The organism is Nocardiopsis sp. NPDC007018 (assembly GCF_040635075.1).
GTDB lineage: Bacteria > Actinomycetota > Actinomycetes > Streptosporangiales > Streptosporangiaceae > Nocardiopsis.
This window is the reverse complement of the sequence record NZ_JBEYHA010000007.1, coordinates 63843-86566: the sequence shown is the minus strand read 5'-3', so window position 1 is coordinate 86566 and position 22724 is coordinate 63843. Positions and strand designations below refer to the sequence as shown.

At 72.9% G+C, this 22724-nt stretch carries 18 protein-coding genes and 1 pseudogene; 10 read left to right on the top strand and 9 right to left on the bottom strand.

What is annotated here, in order from left to right; genetic code table 11:
* Window positions 1-352: 352 nt before the first annotated feature.
* On the top strand, window positions 353-1042 hold the full coding sequence (locus tag ABZ635_RS05500; protein ID WP_357759336.1) for a hypothetical protein: 690 nt from the start codon (window positions 353-355) through the stop codon (window positions 1040-1042).
* Between the two features lie 79 nt (window positions 1043-1121).
* Here ABZ635_RS05500 and ABZ635_RS05495 read toward each other — a convergent pair whose 3' ends face one another.
* The 6 genes and pseudogenes from ABZ635_RS05495 to ABZ635_RS05470 form a co-directional block, all read right to left on the bottom strand.
* Entirely contained in the window at window positions 1122-2453 is a 1332-nt protein-coding gene (locus tag ABZ635_RS05495) for a heparan-alpha-glucosaminide N-acetyltransferase domain-containing protein (protein ID WP_357759333.1), read from the bottom strand.
* A gap of 122 nt (window positions 2454-2575) precedes the next feature.
* Window positions 2576-4615 (bottom strand): acetoacetate--CoA ligase, encoded by a 2040-nt coding sequence (locus ABZ635_RS05490; RefSeq protein WP_357759330.1) that lies wholly within the window; start codon window positions 4613-4615, stop codon window positions 2576-2578.
* 214 nt (window positions 4616-4829) lie between these two features.
* Window positions 4830-5504 carry an HAD hydrolase-like protein gene (locus ABZ635_RS05485; protein ID WP_357759327.1) on the bottom strand — a complete coding sequence of 225 codons (675 nt, stop codon included), beginning with the start codon at window positions 5502-5504 and terminating at the stop codon, window positions 4830-4832.
* 342 nt (window positions 5505-5846) lie between these two features.
* Window positions 5847-6458, bottom strand: a pseudogene (locus tag ABZ635_RS05480) (DUF4126 domain-containing protein); the annotation flags it as partial.
* Window positions 6459-6567: 109 nt separating this feature from the next.
* A complete protein-coding gene (locus tag ABZ635_RS05475) occupies window positions 6568-6813 on the bottom strand; it encodes a DUF2630 family protein (protein ID WP_357759324.1) in 246 nt (81 codons plus the stop codon).
* A gap of 62 nt (window positions 6814-6875) precedes the next feature.
* Window positions 6876-8429, bottom strand: a complete 1554-nt coding sequence (locus ABZ635_RS05470) for an LPXTG cell wall anchor domain-containing protein (protein WP_357759322.1) — start codon at window positions 8427-8429, stop codon at window positions 6876-6878.
* 314 nt (window positions 8430-8743) lie between these two features.
* Between ABZ635_RS05470 and ABZ635_RS05465 the strand changes: the two genes are divergently transcribed.
* Both ABZ635_RS05465 and ABZ635_RS05460 read left to right on the top strand, forming a co-directional pair.
* A complete protein-coding gene (locus tag ABZ635_RS05465; protein ID WP_357759319.1) occupies window positions 8744-9034 on the top strand; it encodes a metal-sensitive transcriptional regulator in 291 nt (96 codons plus the stop codon).
* 68 nt (window positions 9035-9102) lie between these two features.
* Complete coding sequence (locus ABZ635_RS05460; protein ID WP_357759316.1) at window positions 9103-9813, top strand: metal-sensitive transcriptional repressor family protein; 711 nt, start codon at window positions 9103-9105, stop codon at window positions 9811-9813.
* Here the strand turns inward: ABZ635_RS05460 and ABZ635_RS05455 are convergent.
* A complete protein-coding gene (locus ABZ635_RS05455) occupies window positions 9798-11174 on the bottom strand; it encodes an FAD-dependent oxidoreductase (RefSeq protein WP_357759314.1) in 1377 nt (458 codons plus the stop codon). The two genes, ABZ635_RS05460 and ABZ635_RS05455, sit on opposite strands and share 16 nt — an antisense overlap.
* A gap of 302 nt (window positions 11175-11476) precedes the next feature.
* On the opposite strand from ABZ635_RS05455, the gene ABZ635_RS05450 reads away from it, so the two are divergent.
* Complete coding sequence (locus ABZ635_RS05450) at window positions 11477-11947, top strand: hypothetical protein (protein ID WP_357759311.1); 471 nt, start codon at window positions 11477-11479, stop codon at window positions 11945-11947.
* Window positions 11948-12024: 77 nt separating this feature from the next.
* Here the strand turns inward: ABZ635_RS05450 and ABZ635_RS05445 are convergent, their stop codons facing one another.
* Together ABZ635_RS05445 and ABZ635_RS05440 are read right to left on the bottom strand one after the other, a co-directional pair.
* Window positions 12025-13491 (bottom strand): catalase, encoded by a 1467-nt coding sequence (locus tag ABZ635_RS05445; protein WP_357759308.1) that lies wholly within the window; start codon window positions 13489-13491, stop codon window positions 12025-12027.
* Between the two features lie 105 nt (window positions 13492-13596).
* Entirely contained in the window at window positions 13597-14202 is a 606-nt protein-coding gene (locus ABZ635_RS05440; RefSeq protein WP_357759305.1) for a TetR/AcrR family transcriptional regulator, read from the bottom strand.
* Window positions 14203-14338: 136 nt separating this feature from the next.
* On the opposite strand from ABZ635_RS05440, the gene ABZ635_RS05435 reads away from it, so the two are divergent.
* From ABZ635_RS05435 to ABZ635_RS05410, 6 genes are all read left to right on the top strand, one after another.
* Complete coding sequence (locus ABZ635_RS05435) at window positions 14339-15949, top strand: carboxyl transferase domain-containing protein (RefSeq protein WP_357759520.1); 1611 nt, start codon at window positions 14339-14341, stop codon at window positions 15947-15949.
* Between the two features lie 7 nt (window positions 15950-15956).
* A complete protein-coding gene (locus ABZ635_RS05430; RefSeq protein WP_357759302.1) occupies window positions 15957-18068 on the top strand; it encodes a biotin carboxylase N-terminal domain-containing protein in 2112 nt (703 codons plus the stop codon).
* Complete coding sequence (locus ABZ635_RS05425) at window positions 18065-19222, top strand: acyl-CoA dehydrogenase family protein (RefSeq protein WP_357759299.1); 1158 nt, start codon at window positions 18065-18067, stop codon at window positions 19220-19222. Before ABZ635_RS05430 ends, ABZ635_RS05425 begins: the two co-directional genes overlap by 4 nt.
* Before the next feature lie 147 nt (window positions 19223-19369).
* The gene (locus ABZ635_RS05420; protein WP_357759296.1) at window positions 19370-20983 is read left to right on the top strand and encodes a serine/threonine-protein kinase; all 1614 of its coding nucleotides are present in this window, start codon (window positions 19370-19372) and stop codon (window positions 20981-20983) included.
* 438 nt (window positions 20984-21421) lie between these two features.
* A complete protein-coding gene (locus tag ABZ635_RS05415) occupies window positions 21422-22108 on the top strand; it encodes a hypothetical protein (RefSeq protein WP_357759293.1) in 687 nt (228 codons plus the stop codon).
* A 116-nt stretch (window positions 22109-22224) separates the two neighbouring features.
* The gene (locus tag ABZ635_RS05410; protein ID WP_357759290.1) at window positions 22225-22386 is read left to right on the top strand and encodes a hypothetical protein; all 162 of its coding nucleotides are present in this window, start codon (window positions 22225-22227) and stop codon (window positions 22384-22386) included.
* Window positions 22387-22724 lie beyond the last annotated feature (338 nt).

Sequence of the window (22724 nt, the reverse complement as noted above, 5' to 3'; positions counted from 1 at the left end):
CTCGTCGGTTCAACTGGGGCCGTCCGCTGCTGCCTGCGCGAACGGCGTGTCCTCGCTCGACGCGGGGTGGGTGTCCCCCGCCGTCAGGCAGTCACCATAACCCCGGGCCGGTCCGCCGTCAGGCCCGGGCGGGTGCGCGCCCCGAAGGTTGGAGGAGGCTCCAAGAGGCGAAGGCGGCCGACATGGTTCTTTCCTCCAATCAGGGGCGGGGAAAGCCCGGAAAGCGTGGTTCCGGGCGGGCGGAACGGGACCCGCGAGGGCAGCGCGGTCTAGACCGGATGCCCTCCCGAGGGCGCGCCACCCGTACCGGCCCCGGCCTCCCCGGCGGGGGCGCGCGACTACGCTGGGAGGCATGGCGGAGTTCCGGATCAGCAGTGACGACACGCAGGTCGACCTGCGCAGGATGGCCACGGCGTTGGCCGAGTCCCAAGGGTGGGCGCGCGAGGACGTGAGCATCTGGGACAACCGCCGGGGCGAGGTGATCGTGAACATCGACGACTCCCTGCTGCGCAGGCCCGAGGCCGACCCCGAGCACCGGCCCCGGCACACCCCGCACGCCGTGCACGACGCCTGCGAACTGCTGCGCCGGGAGGACCCCTCCCTGCGCGGGGTGGACTTCGCGGCCCTGCGCGACGAGAGCGCCCGGTTCTTCTCGGCGGGGTGGACCCTGGCCGACCTGCGGCACGCCCTGGCCCACCGCCCGGACGGGATGGCGTGGGAGAGCGGCCCGGACTTTCGGGGCGCCCCCTGGTTCGCGCACCGGCTGTCGGCGTGGAAGACCCCGGACGGCGACATCCGGCCCTCCCAGTCGCAGGAGTCGGCACAACTGCGGGTGATCAGCCGGGCCGGGCTGCCCGTGGACATCGGCCTGCCCGAGGACGCCGAGTTGTCGGCCCGCCCCGTCGCCAGCCCGGAGGCGGCGCGCTCGGCCGCCGACGACGCCCGGCGGCTGATCCGGCAGAACACGCGCACCACCACGGACACGCTGGCGCACCGGGACCGCACGTCCGCGCACATCACCCGGCCCGAGGACCGGACCTGAGCGGTTCTCCCCCGCCCGTACCGGTCGCGCGGACCCCCGGACCGGGGGCCGCACCGGGGCACGGGCGGCGGCCCGGGCCTCAGCCCGTGCCCGTCCCGGGGTCCGGACCTTCGGGGTCGCGACCCGGTCCCCGCTCTCCGCGCTCGCCGTCCGGCCCGGGCCCCGGACGGTCGGAGCGACCGACCCCCGCGTAGTCGACCGCCGCGTCGGCGAAGGCGCCCAGTCCGGTCTCCAACGGTCCCCGGCCCACCGCCCAGCGCCACAGGCTGGCGAAGACCAGCGAGCCGACGACGAAGTACTCCAGGTACCAGGAGCCGCTCGCGGAACCCTCCGGGTGCAGCGCCACGACCACCGCCAGGACCAGGATGTGCCCGGTGTAGACGGTCAGGGGCATCCTCCCCACGGAGGTCAGCGGGTACAGCACGCGCGGAAGGCGTTCGGCCAGCACCACGCACACCACCAGGACCACCAGGGCCTGTCCCACCGCTTCGAGGATCTCGAAGGTCGTACCGGTGTGCGGGGTGTTCACCGCCAGCCACCACCAGGAGTCCGTGGGCACCTGCCCGCTGATGCTGTGGGCGTGGTCCGTGGTGGCGTAACGCAGGTCCTCGGCGTACCCCGGGTCGAGCGAGCTGAGCGGTCGGCCCTCGAGGAACGGGTGCTCCGCCTCGGTCAGTCGGTCCAGGCCGCCCAACGGCTGGAGGAGCACCCACGAACCCAGGTAGCCCGAGGCCGCCGCGACCGCCCCGCCGACCGCCAACCGGACCCGCACCGCGGTGGAGGTCAGGTCCGTGCGGCCCACCGCCATCCCCGCGATCACGAACACCATGAAGGTGATCGCCGGGTAGTAGCCGGTCAGCAGGAACTCGGTGAGCGAGGTGACCGCGCCCGTGCGCACGCCCGCCGGGAAGAACTCCAGCCGCAGCGCGAACGACACGACCGGCCCCAGCAGCGCCAGGGCGCCCGCCGCCGCCCAGAGCGGGGCCGCGCGCGCCCGTAGCAGCGGCAGCGCCAGCACGAAGTACCCGGCGTAGTAGGTGAGGATGATCGCCACCGGCACGGCGAAGGAGTCCAGGACCAGCCCCAACACCCCGATGAGCAGGGCCCGGGCCAGGACGCGGACGACCGCCTCACGCAACCGGACGCCCTCGACCGGGGCGGTGCGCCCGGTCATCAGGGCCAGGGAGAGCCCGGCGAGGAAGGCGAAGAGGGCGGAGGAGTTGCCGCGCACGAGGCTGTGCAGCTCCCACCCCTGTTCCTCGGGCAGCAGACCGAAGGAGACGACCCCGAGGTGGACGGCGAACATCCCGAACACCGCGAGCGCCCGCGCGGCGTCGATGCCGTCGACACGGCGCCGGTCCGGCGCGGGCGGGCTGGCGGACGGGGGGCGGGCGGATCGGTTCTGGGACACGTTGTCAGGCTACGCCCGGCTCTGTCCCGGAGCGAGCGACGGCCGTACCCGGCCACGGGGCCGACCGGGCCCGGAGTGGTGCTCCTCCGGGCCCTGTCGGCGGGCGGCGCCGCCGCCCCGGCTCAGTCGTCGACCAGTTCGCTGAAGTGGTCCAGCGCCTCGGGGTTGGCCAGCGAGTCACGGCTGGCCACCTTCTTGGGGTCCTCGCCCATGAGGATGCGCTTGACCGGCACCTCCAGCACCTTGCCGGACAGGGTGCGCGGCACCGACGCGATCACCCGGACCCGGTCGGGCACGTGCCGGGGCGAGCAGTCGGTGCGGATACGGCGCGCGATCTCCCTGGGCAGGTCGCCCTCCAGGTCGGCGCCCTCCCGCAGCACGGTGAAGAGCTCGATCCTTGAGGAGCCGTCGCTCTGCGGCACGTCCACGACCAGGGCGTCCACCACGTCGTCCAGGGCCAGCACGGCGCGGTAGATCTCGCTGGTGCCCATGCGGACACCGCCCCGGTTGATGGTGGAGTCCGAGCGGCCGTAGATGATCGCGGTGCCGCGGTCGGTGATCTCGATCCAGTCGCCGTGCCGCCACACGCCCGGGTAGACGGAGAAGTAGCTGTCGCGCAGGCGCTCGCCGTCGGTGTCGCCCCACAGGAACACCGGCATGGAGGGGGCGGGCTCGGTGACCACCAGCTCGCCGACCTCGCCGACCAGCTCGTTGCCGTCCGGGTCCCAGGAGGCCACGGCCATGCCCAGCCCGCGCGACTGGATCTCGCCCTCGTACACGGGCAGGGTCGGGGTCCCGCCGACCAGGCAGCTACAGATGTCGGTGCCGCCGCTGGTGGAGAACAGCCACAGGTCGTCGTCGAACTCCTCGTACACCCAGGAGAACGCCTCCGGGCTGAGCGGGGAGCCGGTGGAACCGATCGCCCTGAGCGCGGACAGGTCGCGGCCCCGGGCGGGGTGCACACCCTCCTTCATGCACGAGGACAGGTATCCGGCGCTGGTGCCGAAGACCGTCACCCCGGCCTGCGCGGCCAGGTCCCAGAGCGAGCCCAGGTCAGGGGCCGCGGCCCGGGCCCGGCTGCCGTCCGCGGCGGGGGTCGGGTGGGCGGGGCTGCCGTCGTACAGCACGATGGACGCCCTGGTCAACAACACGCTGACCAGGAAGTTCCACATCATCCAACCCGTGGTGGTGAACCACAGGACCCGGTCGTGCGCCTGGGCGTCCAGGTGCAGGTTCAGGTTCTTGAGCTGTTCGAGGAGGATGCCGCCGTGGCCCTGGACGATCGCCTTGGGCAGGCCGGTGGTCCCCGACGAGTACAGGACCCACAGGGGGTGGTCGAACGGGACCGGGGTGAAGGTCAGCTCCGCGTCCGCGCCGCCCTCGGTGAGCCGCTCCCAGGACAGGGTCCCGTCGAGGGGCTCCCCGGGGGCGAGGTAGTCGAGGAGGACGGTGTGCTCGACGGTGGGGAGCGCCGCGCGCAGTTCCCCCACCACCGGGCGGCGGTCGAAGTCCTTGCCCGCGTAGCGGTAGCCGTCGACGGCGAGCAGCACCTTGGGCTCGATCTGGGCGAAGCGGTCGATGACGCTGCGCACGCCGAAGTCGGGCGAGCAGGAGGACCAGATCGCGCCGAGGGAGGCGACGGCGTAGAACGCCGCGGCGGTCTCGGGCAGGTTGGGCAGGTACGCGGCCACGCGGTCGCCCCGGCCCACACCGAGCTCGCGCAGGCCCGCGGCGATCGCTGCGGTGCGCTCCCGAAGGTCGCCCCAGGTCCAGGAGTCCAGTGCCCTGAGCTCGGTGGCGTGGCGAATGGCCACCGCGTGGGGGTCGCGCCCCTCGAAGACGTGCTCGGCGTAGTTGAGGGTCGCCCCGGGGAACCACCGTGCGCCCGGCATGGAGCGTTCGGCGAGGACGCTCTCGTACGGGGTGGCGGCGCGGACCCCGAAGTAGTCCCAGATGGACGCCCAGAAGCCGTCGACGTCGGTTACCGACCACCGCCACAGTGCGTCGAAGTCGAAGTCCGTGGCGGCGGTGGAGCCCCCGCCGCCGAAGGCCTTGACCCCCCGTTCGCGCTCGGCCCACCGGGCGAACGCGACGATGTTGGAGGACTCGATACGGTCCTCACCGGGCTCCCAGAGCACACGGGGCACGCTGCTCTCCGTCATTGCAGGCCTTCCCAATCGCGTCGCTGTGTGTTGCTGTGAGACACATCTAACAGCACACCGCCGTCGGCGCGAGCGGCCGGTCCGGGCTAACGGGGACACGGGAGGCGGGGCGAAGAGCGCAGGTCACCGCCGTGCCGCGCGAACGTGGCCCGCCCACCCCCGGACCGGGTCCGTTGGGTGGACGGGCCACGTTGACCCGGGTCGCGGGGCCGGGTCAGAGGGCGCGGACGGCGGCCACCGCGTCGCTCGGGGTGTCCACGACGAGTGCGCCGGTGGCCTCCAGCCGCTCACGGGCCATGAGGCCGCTGGCGACCAGGACGGGGCGGGCTCCGGCCTCGCGGGCCGCGCGGGCGTCGTCGTCGATGTCGCCGATGAGCACGACGCGTGCCGGGTCCAGGCCCTGCTGCTCCAGGTGGTGCACGAGGTGCTCGGCCTTGGAGTCGTGCTCGGTCTCGAACCGGCGCCCGTCGATCCGGGTGAAGTGCGAGCCCAGGCCGCGCTCGGCGATGAGGGGCACGAGGTGGTCGTGGGTGGCCATCGAGAGCAGGGACTGGGTCCGCCCGGTTCCGGTCCACTGGTGGAGGACGTCGGGGACGCCCGCGGCCAGCTGACAGGTGTGCAGGTGTTCCAGGTAGCTGTCGTCGTAGGTCTTCTCGACGCGCTCCCACTCCTCGGCGGACAGGCTCCGGCCGAGGAGTTCCTCGTAGCAGGGGATGAGGGGGCGCCGGAAGACGGTGCGCCAGTGGTCCAGCTCGACCGGTGCACGGCCGAACTGGGCGCACACCGCGTTGACGGCGGCGAGGTTGGCGTGGTTGTCGTCCAGGAGGGTGCCGTTCCAGTCCCAGACGATGTGGTGGGTGTTCGGATTCGCGGAAGTCATCTCAGCCATTGGCAGCACTGTACGGCCCCGCGCCCCGGTCCCGGTATGCGTTTTCCGCCACCCCGCCGCCGTCCGCGCAGGCCGCAGCGGGTGTCACCGCTGGGGTGGGACGCCGTGTCCGGGCCCCTGCCGGGGACCGGGGTAGGGACCGGGAGGGGAGCTCGGGTAGGGCGGACCGGGCCGGGGGCCGGGGTACGGGCCGGGAGGGGAACTCGGGTAGGGCGGACCCGGCCGGGGGCCGGGGTAGGGACCGGGAGGGGAACTCGGGTAGGGCGGACCGGGGTGGGGGCCAGCGCCCGGCCCGGGGAAGGGGCCCGACCCCGGCCCTCCGTGTGAGGCCTCGCGCTCGGCCTTGCGCTGCGCCCGCACCCTGCGTCCCTTGCGAACGGCCCACACACCGAGCAGCGCCATCAGGGGGAACACCACGAGGACGAGCAGGGGCAGCAGGATCGCCAGCAAGGCCGTGACCACGCTGGCGACGTCCTCCAGGAAGGAGACCACCGGGGCGCCGATACCGAAGGTGAGGGTGTTCACCACCAGCCGGGCCAGCGCCTTGGCCACGTGGAAGAACAGGGCGACGAGCACACCGATGATGACCGCTCCCCAGCTCACGCCGGTCGCGGCGACCGACATGGCCGAGGCCTCACCGGAGATCTCGGTGATCTCGGAGAGCTGCACCGCCGAGGCCCCGGCACCGAACGTGATCCCGCCCGAGGTGGGCCGGACCGCCGTCTGGAGGAGGTCGTTGACGCTGTCGAGGGCGGGCACCTTGTCGGCCACCAACTCGACGACCAGCAGCACGCCGATGATGACCAGGGTGGCGGGGTGCGCCAGCCAGGCCCAGGCGGGCGTGAGCGGGACGAACTCGGTGTATCGGGCCATCAAGCCGAGGATCAGGAGGGGAACGTAGGCGTTCAGACCCGCCGCGGAGGCGAGGCCGAGGCCGGTCAGTGAAGCGAACATGGGGGCGTTCCTTCGAGCGAGCCGGGCAGGGCGGGGGCCGGGTACGGGGGCCGACCCGGTCATCTGTACTGACGCTCGGAGTGGACCGTTGGTTTTCGCTCAGGCCTGACTACTGTCGGTAGTTCTCGACTTCGGAGACCGGTCGGACCCGGGCCTCCTCCGGGTCCTGTCCGTGCTCGGTACGGGCCCGGCGCTGACGGAGGAGGTCCCAGCACTGGTCGAGCGCCTCCTCGACCTGCCGCATCCGGCGGCGCTCCTGTGGATCGAGCCCTCCCTCGGCGGAGCGGAGCGTGTGCTCCTCGTCCATCAGCCCGCGGATGGTGGTCATGATGTCCTGCTCGGCGGTGTCGCTCATACCGTCATGGTCAGCGCGGACCGGGACCGGGGGCAAGGGCCCCGGTCCCGGGATTGCCCAGGTCAGACCGAACGTTTACGCGAGACCGCGAAGGCCGCGACCGCCGCCGCGACCGCCGCGAGGCCCCCGATGACCAGCGCGGTGACGCTGGCTCCGGTCACCGGCAGCGTCGGCCGCTCGTCCTGCGGCCCGGGGTGCGGGTAGCCGGGGTGGGGGTACCCGGGGTGGGACGGCGACTCGGACGGGCTCGGCGACCCCGTGGGAGACGGCGACGGACCGGGAGCCTCCGTCGGGGACGACGTCGGGCTCGGTGACCCCGTCGGAGGAGGCGTGGGTGACGGCGACGGGCTCGGGGACTCCGTGGGAGACGGTGTGGGACGAGGGCTCGGGCCCGGAGGTTCCGTGGGGCTCGGCGTGGGGCTGGGCGATCCGGTGGGGCTCGGGCTCGGTGATTCCGTGGGGCCGGGCGTCGGAGACGGTGTGGGCGACGGTGTCGGGCCGGGCGACCCCGTGGGGCTCGGAGACGGCGTGGGGCCGGGTGTCGGAGACGGGCTGGGCGACCCCGTGGGGCTCGGAGACGGCGTGGGGCCGGGTGTCGGAGACGGGCTGGGCGACCCCGTGGGACCGGGCGTCGGAGACGGGCTCGGCGACTCCGTGGGACTCGGAGACGGCGTGGGGCTGGGACTCGGGCTGGGACTCGGACTCGGGCTCGGCGACTCCGTGGGGATCGGTGACTCCGTGGGCGTCGACGTGGGGATCGGGATCGGCGACGGAGTCTGGGGAACGAGCTCGTGGCAGTCGGCCCGGACGTCGCCCAGTGTCATGTCGAAGAGCGTCTCAGGTCCCCCCACCGCGTTGCCGTCGGCGTCCTGGCCCTGGACGACCGCGGTGTAGTCGGTGCGGGCGTGTCCGATGAAGGGGTCCTCGATCTCGTACACGTGGGTGATGGTGACGGTGACGCGGGCGTTGGTGATCCCGTCCCCGTAGCCTCCGGGGAAGTCGAGCACGGTCACGGCGGTGCCGGCGGAGTTGGGTGGCGGGGCGTCGACGAGACGCCCCAGGAACATGGGCGCGGTGGTGGAGTCCTGGATGATGACCCCGGCCGGAGGGGCGCACTGCACGCGGTTGTTCCAGGTGGAGACGGTGAAGAGGCGGTGGTTCCCGTTGGGCTGCAACGGCCCCTGGTTGACCACCGCCGCGGCGCCGCCGGTGGCGGGCGAGGGCACGTCGAGATTGGTGAAGGCTCCGTTGGCGTTGGACATCCCCGACTCGGGGGCGCTCTGCACGTTCACCTCGGCCGTGCCGGTGGCGGAGGTCAGGTAGTCGGAGATCTCCGAACCCGGACCGGTGTTGATGTCCCACTGCTGGTTGCCGTTGCCGCTGACCTCCAGCTCGTTGAGGGTGCCGGAGACCGCGCCGCCGCCGTAGACGCCGGGGTCCAGGGTGAGACTTCCCCACGTGGAGGACGCGTAGGGCGTGGCGGGCTGGGCGACCGCGTCACGGGCGCTGAAGGTCGCACCAGCGGCGACGGCTCCGGAGGCGAGCAGCACGGAGGCAACCACGGCCACGCCCCTTCGCCGCAGGGTGGTGGCCCGTGTCGCCGCTATGGTGTGCACCCACGGCCGACTCCTCACTGTAAGGATTTACTTGATTACCGAGTGTGATCATAGGGTTCCGAGGGTCCGGCCCCCGGGACGCTGGCGGGCCACTCGCGGCAAGATCACGTCAACCAGGGCAAAGCCCCCGGTGTCGGCGCGGACGGAGCGACCGGCCCCGGCGGTCTGGGAAACTTCTCGTACGGCCTGGTTGGTGACAAATGGTCCGCCGGTCGACGCCCGGACGGGCGGAATAGACCGCGAAGCTCCCCGCTTGAATACCTTGAGGGGGTATTGTTATGGCAGCTGAGCAGGAACGACACGGAGACGGTGGCATGGCGGCGAACCACGGTTACAGCAGCGACAAGCAGAGCCACATCAACCGGCTCCGCCGCATCGAGGGCCAGATTCGGGGCCTTCAGCGGATGGTCGAGGACGACCAGTACTGCATCGACATCCTCACCCAGACCTCCGCGGTCAACAAGGCGCTGCGTTCCTTCGCCCTGTCCATGCTGGACGAGCACCTCAAGCACTGTGTGGCACACGCCGTGGCCAACGGCGGCGACGAGGCCGACGAGAAGGTGCGCGAGGCTTCCGACGCCATCGCCCGCCTGGTCCGTTCCTGACACGGAGCCACCCGACCGGACCCGGCCACTCGGCCGCCACCTCCCCGCACCAGGGCTAACGTACGGGTATGTCCCCCGAAGTCCCGCCTGGGCGCACCCTCGACACGGCCCCCGTCACCGACCCCTCCGAGGAGAACGGGCTCGCCCGCGCGCTGGAACGCCGCCTGGCGCTGCCGGTGCTGGTCTGCGCCTCGGCCTCCGTCCCCGCGGTCTTCCTCGACATGTGGGGCCAGGGGCGGTGGGCCGAGTTCGGGCACCGGGTCAACTGGCTGGCCGGGCTCGTGTTGTGGGCGGAGTGGATACTCCTCGTCGCGCTGGCCCGGAACAGGCTCGACTGGCTGCGCACCCACCGGTGGAGCACGTTCGTCGCGGCCCTGACGCTACCCGCCGTGGTCTTCGCGCTCGGCCCGGCGCAGGTCCTGCGGCTGGTCCGTGCAGCCGCGACCCTGCGCCTGCTCCGCGTCACCCGGATCGCCGAGGCCGGCGGGGTGCTGCGCCGCCGCCTGGGGTTGACCGGGACACGCGCGACGGTGGTGGCCGCGGCCACCACCGTCCTGTGTGCGGTGTTCGTCGCGGCGGTGCTGTCCGACCCCGACTCCGCCAGCCGCCGGTACGCGGACGCCCTGCTGTCCGGCCTGGGGCCGTGGCCGGTGGTCACCGCCGCCGCGGTCGTGACCGCGTCACTGGCCTTCGTGCTCGTACGCCGCAGACGGGCCGCCCGGACCGCCGGACCCCGTGGCTCGCGTGGCCGGGACGGGTCGGGTCAGTCCTCCCCGTAGCGCTGCCGCTCGTTGTCGAGTAGCCGGGCGCCCTCGGATCGGGAGGTGTCGGAGTCCAGGTAGTCGACGGCTTCGTTGGCCACGAACGACGACGGGCGGCCGTCGTCCGCGAACCCCATGCGGGACACCTCGCTGCCCAGGAAGGCACGGATTCCCCAGTTGGCGACGATCCGGGCCCGCGCCGTCCCGGACGGCACCGAGGCCACGTGGTAGCCGCGTGTGGCGGCCAGCGCGGGTAGTCCGCTCAGGTCGAACTGCATGATCCTGGCCAGGGCGTCGCGCCCGCTCAGGTCCACGACCAGTCCCATGTCGCGGTGCCGGAACTCCCGCAGCGGCCTCCCGAGCACCGAGTTGACCACGTTCTCGGCGGCGGTGGAGGCCTGTCTGCTGGCGTACTGGGCCGTGGGTGGGCAGTAGGCGCTGTCGCTGTGCGAGAGGTTGGGGACGGCGGCGGCGTCGCCGAGGGCGAACACCTCGGGCAGGCCCGGCACCGACAGGTCGGTGCCGACCTCCAGGCGACCGCCCTGGGTGGGGGTACCGACGGTCTCCATGAGCGGGCTGGGCGTGATGCCCGCCGTCCAGATGAGGGTGCGGCAGGGCAGGGCGCGGCCGTCGGTGAGCACCACCTTGTCGGCGGTCACCTCGCGGACGCTGACCTTCATCTTGACTTCGATGCCGAGGCCGCGGAGCAGGTCGATGGCCTTGCGGCCGAGCCGGTCGCCGAGCTGGGGCAGGACGGTCGGGGCGATGTCGACCAGGTGCCACCGGATGACCGAGCGCAGTTCGGGGTAGCGCTGGGCCGCCTCCTGACAGAGCCGCATGAGCGAGGCCGCGGTCTCGACCCCGGTGTAACCGCCGCCGACGACGACGAAGCGGCAGCGCTCCTCGCGTTCGACCGGGTCGCGCGAGTCGTTGGCCAGTTCCAGCTGGGCGAGGACGTGGTCGCGCAGGAGCACCGCCTCGGCCAGGGTCTTGGCTCCGTAGGCGTGCTCGGTGAGCCCGGGGATGCCGAACTCCCGCGTCATGGAACCGGGTGCGAGCACCAGCCGGTCGTAGCGGCAGGGAGCGAGTTCGCCGGTGGGCCGCCGCACGACCACCGTGCGGTCGCGGGTGTCCACCCCGACGGCGTGGCCGGGGACGAGCCGGGTCTGTCTGGTGAGCCGGTGCACGGACATGACGACCGACTGCGGGGTGAGCAGGCCCGAGGCCACCTGCGGCAGCAGCGGGCTGTAGAGCATGTAGTCGTGGGGAGCCACGAGGGCGATGTCCGCCGCTCCCGTGGGTATGCGCCGTTCCAGGTGACGGATGGTGTGGAAGCCACCGAAACCAGCGCCGACCACCACGATTCGAGGCCGAGACATAGGTACACCGCTCCTTCTTCGGGTCGGGGGCGGGACGCCTGGGCGTCTGTGGGCCGTCGAGTTCGGACCTACCCACGTCACCGCTGCCGAATGTACGGGTCCGGGATCGCGTTCCCCCGGTTCCCACACGAGACGTTTCGGGGTCTTTGTCCGCCATTGGCACTGGGCGCGAAAGGAAGACGGCGACTTCACCGGGACCACACCCGCTCTTGGTGACCCGAACCCGACACTAGGTGACTATGTGTTGTCATGCACTTACCGAACGTGCTGACCCGTGTCGCAGAGAGGGGCAAGGAACGCGTATGCGCGCCTTCACCAGGATCACCACCGCAACGGTACTGGCCGCAGGACTGGCCGTCGTCGGCGTCGGAGCGGCTCAGGCCGACCCGCGCGACGAGGTCAACCAGCCCGTGGAGGGGGCGGCCGAGACCGTCGAGGGGACGACCGGCGCCGCCGGAGACCTCTCGCCCGAGGCGGAGGCCCTGCTCCAGGACCCCCAGGTCCAGGAGCTCCTGGCCAACGAGGACGCCGTCGCACTGCTCAGCGACGCCGACTCCCTGAAGACACTCCAGGCGCTCATGGAGCTGGAGGACCCGGCCGGTGCCCTGGAGGCGCTCGACCTCCCGGTGGCCACGGACGACCTCCCCGTCGGGACGGGTGACCTCCCGGCCGGTACCGACGACGTCACCGGCCAGCTGCCCGCGGACGGTCTCGACACCGGTGGGGCCACCCAGCCCGTGGAGGAAGTCGTGGGCGGTGTCGGCCTCCCGTAGCACCACCGCGACGGAACAAAGGGGGGCGGGTGCCCGTGGCCACCCGCCCCCCTTTCCGCGTGCCGCCCCCGGACGGGTCAGCCCCCGCCCACGCCCTCGGCCACGCGTGCGCCGATCCCGGGGTCGATCGCGCTCCAGTACCCCAGGGCCCTCTGACGGATGCCCGCGTCGGTGACCGCGCCGATGTGGCCGACGATGTTCGAGACCAACCGGTCCCGCGCCGCGTCGTCCATCACGTCGCGGATCAGCGCGCGCGGCTGCGAGACGTCGTCGTCGTCGGCTCGCTGCCGGTACGCCTCCCGCACCAGCTCGGAGGCCTCCACCTTCCATCCGGCCTCTTCCACGCCCTGCTGGCGGGCGGCCTCGGGTCCGCCGAAGGAGTTGGGGTGGTACGTCTGACCGGTCCCCGGCGGGAAGTGCCGCATCGCCCCGTCCTTGCCGTAGGAGCGCACCGGCACGTGAGGCCGGTTGGGCGGCAGCTCGTCGTAGTTGACCCCGATCCGGTACCGGTGGGTGTCGGGGTAGGAGAACATGCGACCCAGCAGCATCTTGTCCGGGGACGCCCCGGTGCCCGGCACCATGTTGGAGGGTTCGAAGGCGGCCTGCTCGATGTGGATGAAGTGGTTGTCCGCGTTGCGGTCCAACGTCATCCGGCCGACCTCGATCAGCGGGTAGTCGCCCTTGGGCCACACCTTGGTGAGGTCGAAGGGGTTGAACCGGTAGTCCGCCGCCTCGTCGATCGGCATGATCTGCATGCTCAGGGTCCACGAGGGGTGCTCGCCCCGCTCGATCGCCTCGAACAGGTCACGGCGGTGGTGGTCTGCGTCCTCACCGGCGACGCGGTCCGACTCCGCCTGGGTGAGGAACTCGATCCCCTGGTCGGTCCGGAAGTGGTACTTGACCCAGAACCGCTGCCCCTTGGCGTTGATCCACTGGTAGGTGTGCGAGCTGAACCCGTCCATGTGGCGCCAGGTCCGGGGGATGCCACGGTCCCCCATCAGCCAGGTGACCTGGTGCGAGGTCTCCGGGGACCGCGACCAGAAGTCCCACTGCATGGTGTTGTCGCGCAGTCCCGTACGCGGGTCGCGCTTCTGGGAGCGGATGAAGTCCTGGAACTTCTGCGGGTCCCGGACGAAGAAGACCGGCGTGTTGTTGCCGACCATGTCGAAGTTGCCCTCGCGCGTGTAGAACTTCAGCGCGAAGCCGCGCGGGTCGCGCCAGGTGTCGGGGCTGCCCATCTCCCCGGCGACGGTGGAGAAGCGGGCCAGCATCGGGGTCTCGCGACCGGGCTGGAAGAGGTCCGCGCAGGTGTACTGGCTGACGTCGCGGGTCACCCGGAAGGTTCCGTAGGCGCCGCCGCCCTTGGCGTGCACCACGCGTTCGGGTACCCGCTCGCGGTTGAAGTGCGCCATCTTCTCGACGAGGTAGGCGTCGTGCAGGACGATGGGGCCGTCGCTGCCCACGCTCAGCGAGTGTTCGTCGCTGGGCGCGGGGATGCCCGCGTTGGTGGTGGTGCGTTCGGACTCCGGTCGCTTCTCGACCATGGACCATCTCTCCCTGTGGCGGTGGACGCGCGTCCCGGGTGTCGGGCCCGGGCGACTCGTGCGCGGGTCTACCCGTGAGCGGGTCAAGCCACGTACTGCGGGGACTCAACTCGGCCTTGGCGTGGACTCCCCGGACAGCAGGGCGGCGTGACCCATGCGCAGGAGCAGGGCCGACATCGCGGCCCTCGACAACGGCCCCCTGCTGTGCGGCGTGGAGTTGAGCAGCCCGAACGCGGCGTGCACCGACGCGCGCAGGTCGGCGCGGGGAGCGGCGGGACGGAGCGCGGCCAGGACGTTCACCCACTCCTCGACGTAGCCGCGCTGGAGACGGCGGACCCGGCGGCGGTCGTCGTCGGTGAGGTTGCCCAGCTCGCGGTCGTGCACGGTGATGAGGTCGGGTTCTCCCAGGGAGAAGTCGATGTGGCCGCGCAGCAGCGCCTCCAGCGCCTCCTCCGGGCCGTCCGCGTCGGCCACCAGCGCCCGGCCTCGGCGGGCGAGGCGTTCGCTGACGTCCACCAGGACCGCGCCGAGCAGGGCCTCCTTCCCGGGGAAGTGCCGGTAGAGCGCGGGCCCGGTGGTGCCCACGGCACGCCCGAGGTCGTCGATGGTCACCCCCCGATAGCCGTGCGCGGCGAACAGCCGGGCCGCCGCCCCCAGGATCGCCGTTCTCCGCTCGCCCGCGGGCCGCTGGCCCTGGGTTCCCGCCGCCATCCGTCCGCCTCTCGCCGCCCGTCCGCGGGGCCCGTGCCACGCGGGCCCTGGACACCCATGTTAGTAGTTACTAACATCACCCCTGTTAGTGAGCATTAACATCCCTCCACGAGAGGACACCATGAGCAGGGCACCTGTGCTCGGTTCGGCGGTCGACACCGCCGGTCCCGCGTTCGCCGCCAACGACGCCGCGAACCGCGCGCTCGCGCTGGAGCTGCGGGAGCGGATCGCGACCGCGGCCCTCGGCGGCCCCGAGAAGACCCGCGCGCGCCACGTCGAGCGCGGCAAGCTCCTCCCCCGCGACCGCGTCGACCTCCTCCTGGACCCCGGATCGCCGTTCCTGGAGATCGCCCCCCTGGCCGCCGACGGCCTCTACGGCAGGGACGGCCGGGACGCCCCCGGCGCCGGGATGATCGCCGGGATCGGCCGCGTCGCCGGACGACCGGTCGTGGTGGTGGCCAACGACGCCACCGTCAAGGGCGGCAGCTACTACCCGATGACGGTCAAGAAGCACCTGCGCGCCCAGGAGGTGGCGCTGCACAACCGCCTCCCCTGCGTGTACCTGGCCGACTCCGGCGGCGCCTTCCTGCCCATGCAGGACGACGTCTTCCCCGACCGCGAGCACTTCGGCCGCATCTTCTACAACCAGGCCACCATGTCCCGGGCGGGCATCCCGCAGATCGCCGCGGTCCTGGGCTCGTGCACCGCGGGCGGCGCCTACGTCCCGGCGATGAGCGACGAGGCGGTGATCGTCCGCGACCAGGGCACGATCTTCCTCGGCGGCCCTCCCCTGGTGAAGGCCGCCACCGGAGAGGTCGTCACCGCCGAGGAGCTGGGCGGCGGCGACCTGCACTCGCGGGTCTCCGGCGTCACCGACCACCTCGCCGACGACGACGCCGACGCCCTCACCAAGGTGCGGCGGATCGTCGACACCCTCGGCCCGCAGGACCCCCCGTCCTGGGAGACGCGCACCCCGCGGCCCCCCGCGCTCGATCCCGGGGAGCTCTACGGCGTGGTCCCCGCCGACACCCGCACCCCCTACGACGTGCGCGAGGTCATCGGCCGCGTCGTGGACGGCAGCGAGTTCACCGAGTTCAAGTCCGAGTACGGCACCACCCTGGTCACGGGGTTCGCGCACGTCAACGGGCACCCGGTGGGCATCGTCGCGAACAACGGCATCCTGTTCGCCGAGTCCGCGCTCAAGGGGGCGCACTTCATCGAGCTGTGCGACCGCCGCTCCATCCCGCTGGTCTTCCTCCAGAACATCTCCGGGTTCATGGTCGGCCGCGACTACGAGGCGGGCGGTATCGCCAAGCACGGCGCCAAGATGGTCACCGCCGTGGCCTGCGCCCGCGTCCCCAAGTTCACCGTCGTCATCGGCGGATCGTTCGGGGCGGGCAACTACTCGATGTGCGGCCGCGCCTACTCGCCCCGCTTCCTGTGGATGTGGCCCAACGCCCGCATCTCGGTGATGGGCGGCGAACAGGCCGCGTCCGTGCTGTCCACCGTGCGCCGCGACCAGATGAGCGCGCGCGGCGAGGAGTGGTCCGCCGAGGACGAGGAGGCCTTCAAGGCCCCCATCCGCGACCAGTACGAGGAACAGGGCAGCCCCTACTACTCCACCGCCCGTCTGTGGGACGACGGGGTCATCGACCCCGCCGACACCCGCGACGTGCTCGCCATGGCCCTGTCCGCCGCCCGCCACACGCCCCTGGAGCCGGTCGGCTACGGCGTCTTCCGGATGTGAGGAACCCTTGACCACCACACCACCGACCACCGCGCCGGGGCGGACCCCGGGCGTCTCACGCGTCCTGGTCGCCAACCGGGGCGAGATCGCCCTGCGCGTCATCCGCACCCTACGCCGCATGGGCCTCAGTCCCGCCGCCGTGTACACCGACGCCGACGCCGGGGCCCCGCACACGCGCGCCGCCGACGTGGCACTGCGGGTGGACCACTACCTCGACGCCGACGGGATCGTCGCCCTGGCCCGGGACTGCGGAGCCACCGGGGTGCACCCCGGGTACGGGTTCCTGTCCGAGAACGCCGGGTTCGCCCGCGCCTGCGCGGACGCCGGGCTCGTCTTCGTGGGCCCGCCCGCCTCCGCGATCGAGGCGATGGGCGACAAGATCCGCGCCAAGGACACCGTGGCCGCGGCCGGGGTGCCCGTCCTGGGCGGCTTCACCGAGAAGCCCGGAGAACCCCTGGACGACGACGCCCTGTTGCGCGCCGCCGAGGAGACCGGTTACCCCCTGCTGATCAAGCCCTCCGCCGGAGGCGGCGGCAAGGGCATGCGGGAGGTGCGCTCCCCCGCCACCCTGGCCGCCGACGCGGCGGCCGCCCGACGCGAGGCGCTGGCGTCCTTCGGCGACGCGACCTTGCTCGTGGAACAGCTGGTCCAGCGGCCGCGCCACATCGAGGTGCAGGTCCTGGCCGATTCCCACGGCAACGTCGTGCACCTGGGAGAACGCGAGTGCAGCCTCCAGCGACGCCACCAGAAGGTGGTGGAGGAGGCGCCCTCCCCCCTGCTCACCGGCGCCCAGCGCTCCGCCATGGGCGAGGCCGCGGTGGCCGCCGCCCGATCCTGCGGGTACGTGGGCGCCGGCACCGTGGAGTTCATCGCGGAAACCGATCCCGACGGCGCGCTCTCCTACTCCTTCCTGGAGATGAACACGCGCCTGCAGGTGGAGCACCCGATCACCGAGGAGGTCGTGGCCGTCCGCGGGCGGCGCGGCGTCGACCTGGTGGAACTCCAGCTGCGCGTGGCCTACGGGGAGGCACTGCCCTTCGCCCAGGAGGACGTCTCCTGGGTGGGGCACGCGGTGGAGTCCCGTGTGTACGCCGAGGACGCCGACCGCGGCTTCCTGCCCTCGGGCGGGCCGATCCTGCTCCTGGAGGAGCCCGCCGGTCCGCACGTGCGCGTGGACTCGGGGATCGCCCGGGGCGGCGCCGTCACCTCGGACTTCGACCCCATGCTGGCCAAGGTCATCACCTGGGGCGAGGACCGGGCCGAGGCGCTGCGCCGGATGGACGCGGCCCTGGCCTCGTACACACTGCTGGGCTGCGTGACCAACACCGCCTACCTGCGGCGGCTCCTGCGCCACCCGCGCGTGGTCGAGGGCGACCTGAGTACGGACCTCATCGCCACCGACCCGCCCGAGCCCGCGCCGGACCACCGGTCCGCCGTGTACACGGCGGCCGCGCTGGACCACCAGATCGACCTGGAGGGTCCGCCCGACCCCGACCGGTTCGCGGTCCCGGACGGCTGGCGGATGGGTGACCCGGCCTGGACTCAGTGGCGGCTGCGGCTTCCCGGCCACGACGCCACCGTGGTCCGGGTCCGGCGTGACGGCCCGGCCGGGCACTACCTGGTCCGGTTGGAGGACGACGCACCCGTCGCCGTACGGGCCCACCGCTCCGAGGACGGGACCCGGCTCACCGTCTCCGACGCCTCCGGCACCGTCACCTACGCCCGCGCCGACGACCCGCGCACCGACCACCGGTGGCTGGGGGCGGGCGGAGCGGCGTGGAGCCCGCACGAGGAGCCGGTGACCGCCGCCCTGCGCCAGGACGACGCCGCAGCCGACGGCACGGTGCGCAGCCCCATGCCGGGCACCGTGCTCGACGTCCCGGTCAGCGTGGGCCAGGAGGTCACCGCCGGGACCGCGCTGGCCGTCGTCGAGGCCATGAAGATGGAGCACTCCGTGCCCTCACCCGTCGACGGGACCGTCACCGCCGTGGCGGTCCGCCCCGGGGCGTCGGTGCCCATGGACGCCGTCCTGGTCACCGTCGAACCCCACCCCGCGTCAGCCGAGGAACCGGCCGACGCCCCGTCCACCCCCGCCATCCGCGAGGAGCAGCAGCGATGAACCGCCACGAACTCTCGACCGAGCACGCCGACCTCCGCGCCGCCGTGGAGACCTTCGCCCAGACCGAGGTCGCGCCGGTCATCGGCGACTTCTACGAGCGGGGCGCCTTCCCCTACGACATCGTCGCGAAGATGGGCCGGATGGGCCTGTTCGGCCTGCCGTTCCCCGAGGAGCACGGTGGCATGGGCGGCGACTACTTCGCCCTGTGCCTGGCCCTGGAGGAGCTGGCCCGGGTCGACTCGTCGGTGGCCATCACCCTGGAGGCCGGGGTGTCGCTGGGCGCGATGCCGATCCACCGGTTCGGCACCGAGGAGCAGAAGAAGGCCTACCTGCCCCGGCTGACCTCGGGCGAGGCCCTGGGCGCGTTCGGGCTGACCGAACCGGACGGCGGATCGGACGCCGGTGCGACCCGGTCCACCGCGCGCCTGGAGGACGGCGAGTGGGTGATCAACGGGACGAAGTCGTTCATCACGAACTCCGGCACGGACATCACCGCCCTGGTCACCGTGACCGCCGTGACCGGACGGCGTGAGGACGGTCGTCCCGAGATCTCCTCGATCCTGGTGCCGAAGGGCACCCCGGGCTTCTCCGTCGGGCAGAAATACTCCAAGGTCGGCTGGAACGCCTCGGACACCAACGAGCTGGTCTTCGAGGACTGCCGGGTGCCGGAGGCCAACCTGGTGGGCGAGCGCGGGCGGGGCTACGCCCAGTTCCTGCGCATCCTGGACGAGGGCCGCATCGCCATCGCGGCGCTGTCCGTGGGCCTGGCCCAGGGCTGCGTCGACGAGAGCGTGCGCTACGCCCACCAGCGGCAGGCCTTCGGGAACAGCATCGGCCGCTACCAGGCGATCCAGTTCAAGATCGCCGAGATGGAGTCCCGCACGTACGCCGCCCGCCTCGCCTACTACGACGCCGCCTCGAGGATGCTCGCCGGGGAGCCGTTCAAGAAGGAGGCGGCGATCGCCAAGCTGGTGGCGTCCAACGCGGCGATGGACAACGCCCGTGACGCCACACAGGTCTTCGGCGGGTACGGGTTCATGAACGACTACGCCGTGGGCCGATTCTACCGGGACGCCAAGATCCTGGAGATCGGCGAGGGCACCAGCGAAGTGCAGAAGATGCTCATCGCGAGGGAACTGGGCCTGCCCGCGTAGGCGGCGTGGGAGGGCCCCGCGCCGCGCCCTCGGCCGAACTTTTCGGGGCCCCCGCGCGTCCACCGTGCGAGGGCCCCTCCTCCTGTCGGCACGTCACGACGGGGGCGGCCCCACCTCCCGACCCCCGACCCTCGCGAGGTCCCGTCCGTGTCCCCTTCCGATCCGCCTCCCCGCCCCGGCCCGGGCGGACGGCGTCTGCGGCGACGATCCGCCGGAGGCGCGGACGCCTCCCCCCTGGGCGCGCACGACCCCCGCCGACTGGGCCCGCACCGGCTGCTCGGGCGCCTCGGCTCCGGCGGGATGGGCACCGTCTACCTGGGACGGACCCGGTTCGGCGGGCTGGTCGCGGTCAAGGCCGTGCACCCGGAGCTGGCCGACGAACCCGAGTTCCGCGCGAACTTCGCCCGCGAGGTCGAGTCCCTGCGCCGCGTACGCAGCCGCTTCGTGCCACGGTTCGTCGCCGCCTCCCCCCGGTCCGCCATCCCCTGGCTGGCCACCTCCTACGTGGACGGGCCCACCCTCAGGGAACGGGTGAGGGCGGGCGGCCCCCTGCGCGGCGGCGCCCTGACGGAGCTGGCCGCCGGGACGGCCGCCGCGCTGGCCGACATCCACGCCGCCGGGGTCGTCCACCGCGACCTCAAGCCGAGCAACGTGATCCTCTGCCCCGACGGCCCGAGGGTGCTGGACTTCGGGATCGCCCGCCCCCTGGACGGTTCCGTCCGCACCGGCGGCGGGGACACCCTGGGCACCCCCGGATGGATCGCCCCCGAGCGCCTTCACGGGGCGCCCGCCACCACCGCCTCGGACGTGTTCTCCTGGGGTCAGCTCACCGTCTACGCGGCCAGCGGCCGCCACCCCTTCGGACGGGGAGACGCGCGGAGCGTGCTCCACCGGATGCTGCGCGGCCAGGCCGATGTGAGCGGGGTGCCCGCGGCTCTGCTGCCCCTGGTGCTCGCGGCCCTGAGCCCCCGTCCGGACCACCGTCCCGACGCCCGGACCGTCCTGCGCGCGCTCGGCGTCACCGGAGCCGCCGCCGTGACCCGCGCGACGCGCGACGCGCGGTCGTTCACCGCCGCCTCGGTCGGCGGGGCCTCCCGGCACCGCAGGGTCCTGCGCAGGGGCGCCGCCGTGCTGGCGGCCGCCGCCGTCGTCACCGCGGGCGGGGCCGTGGGGGCGCGGCACGGCTCGGACGTGGTCCCGGAGCGGATCTCGATGTACGGCGCGGGCGAGGTCACACCCTCCCTCGGCGACGTCGTGCCCGGGCCCGCTGACTGGCCGCCTCCCGAGGCACGGGAGACGGCGACCGCCGCCGGGCGTTCCAGCGGGGTGAGGGCCGGGGGCGGGGAGCCGGAGGCGGGGTCCCGGGCACGGGAGGACTGGGCCGAGTTCGTCCTGGGCGGGTCGGCCCCCGACGGCGCCACGGTCCGGCTCTCCCCTCCTGAGCGGTCCGCCGTCGGCGTCCTGGTCTTCCGTGGCGAGTACGACCCGGGCCCCGCGTCCCCGTACCCGCGGGGGTTCGTCGGAGCGCGGTTCTCCGTGGTCACCGAGGAGCGGGAACGCGACGCCGTCCGTCCCTCCGGTAGGGAGGACGGAGCCGGCCGGATTCACTTCACCGTGGGGTTCGAGGACGCTCCGGACTCCGGTCTGCTGGTCGTGCACGAGCACGGGTACGGCCGTGGCTGGCGCACGGCACCGGCCGTCGGCGTCTGCTACGGCGGGGCCGACGCGGCGTTCTCCGTCGACTACTCACGGTGCACGTGAGGGTCCGCGCCGCCCTCCGCCGACCTTCGTCACCGACGTCGTCGGGTTGGCCGCTTCCGGACACCCCCGCGCGGTGCTCCCGGCGCTCCCGGGCCGCCGCGGGGGAACGAACGCGCACGCCCGCGCATCGCCCCGGCCGTGCCCGCACCCCCGACACGGGCGGCCTTCGCGCCCCTTCGGGACACCCTCTCGCCACGGTTCCGACCGCCGCCCGCGCCGGGGCTCGGGCGAGGACCGGGCGGCCGATCACACGGAGTAGGCGAGCCGGGGCGCAGAGCAGCCCCGCTTCCGAGGGGTGACAAGGGCGGACGATGAGCCCAGAATGGACGCACGGCCGGTGCGGGCCCCCTGATCTCCGGGCTCGCGGAGACCCGGCCCGCCACGGCGGGCCGCAACGGTCCCCGGCCCCGTCATTTTCCCCACCGGAGGAGATACCGGATGGAAGGCGCACTGTCCCTGATCGCCCTGGTCGCCGTGGTGGTGTCGGCAGGGACGATCACGGTGGCCGCGCACTTTCGCAAGGAACGGGTCGCCGAGCTCCAGGGCTGGGCACGCGCACACGGCTGGCACTACACCGAGCACCACCCGCGCCCCCTGGAGGAGGCGACCCTCCCGGACGCGCTCCAGGGCCGGAACCCGCGCGTACGGCACGTGCTCACCGGCAGGCGCGGCACACACCTGGTCACCATGTTCGAACTCACCCACGCCGCCCCGAACGCGCGACGCGGCGCGGACGGCCCCCGGCGCACCCACCGTGTCGTGGCCGTCCGCACCCCCGGCCTCGGCGCCGACCTGGAGATCCGCCGACGCGACCTGGCACGCAGCGTGTCCCTGGACGCCAGCGGCGGACCCGAGGAGGTCAGCCGGTCGTTCGACGAGGCCTTCTACACGAACGGTACCGACGCCGGCTTCACCAACGCCGTCCTGGACCACGCCACCGTGTCCTGGCTGCTGTCGGACTGCCGGTCCCGTTCCCTTCCGGTGCGCTTCACCGGCGGCCACGCGATGACCTGGACCGCCCTGCGTCTGGACCCCGACCACGCCCTGGCCGCCGCCGACTACCTGACGGCCCTGGTCGACCGGGTCCCCTCCCGGGCCTGGGCGCACGACACCGCCGGTTCCTGAACCCGACCGCTCCACCGCGACCGGATCGACGGTGCGCGTCGTCCGGGCGTCCCCTCCTGTCGGGACGGGCCGATAAAATCCGGGATACCCCAACGCACACAAGGGAGCTGCACCCCATGAGTGATCCCAACGCCACGCACCGCATCTCGCGCGCGGACCTGTTCCGCGACGACGAGGAGGAGACCGCTCCGGACCCCAACGCCACCGCGAGGATCTCCCGCGAGGACCTGTTCAAGGACGACCGGGCCCCGGAGAACGGCCCGCGTGAGCGCGACTGAACCGAGCTTCCCCGCCACGGCGGAGCGCCCGCCCCCACCGGGGGACGGGCGCTCCTGCCGTCTCGCGGGCACACGGCGCCCCCGTGGGGACGCCCGCCGACCCTAGGGCGTGTTCCGCGGTCATTCCGGGCTCGCGACCACCAGGCTGCCTCTCGCTGCGCCGACTTCGCTCGGACAGCCAAACCCGGGCGGGCCCCCGCTGTGCGACACTGCGGAGCTTGCGGAGCAGAGCACAGTAGGGGCAGCTTCGCTCCTCGTCTTGCGAGAGATTGCCTGGAGGCCGCTCGCGTCGATCGGCGCAAGCGCCGAACCAACCGAAAGCACCCACGGAACACACC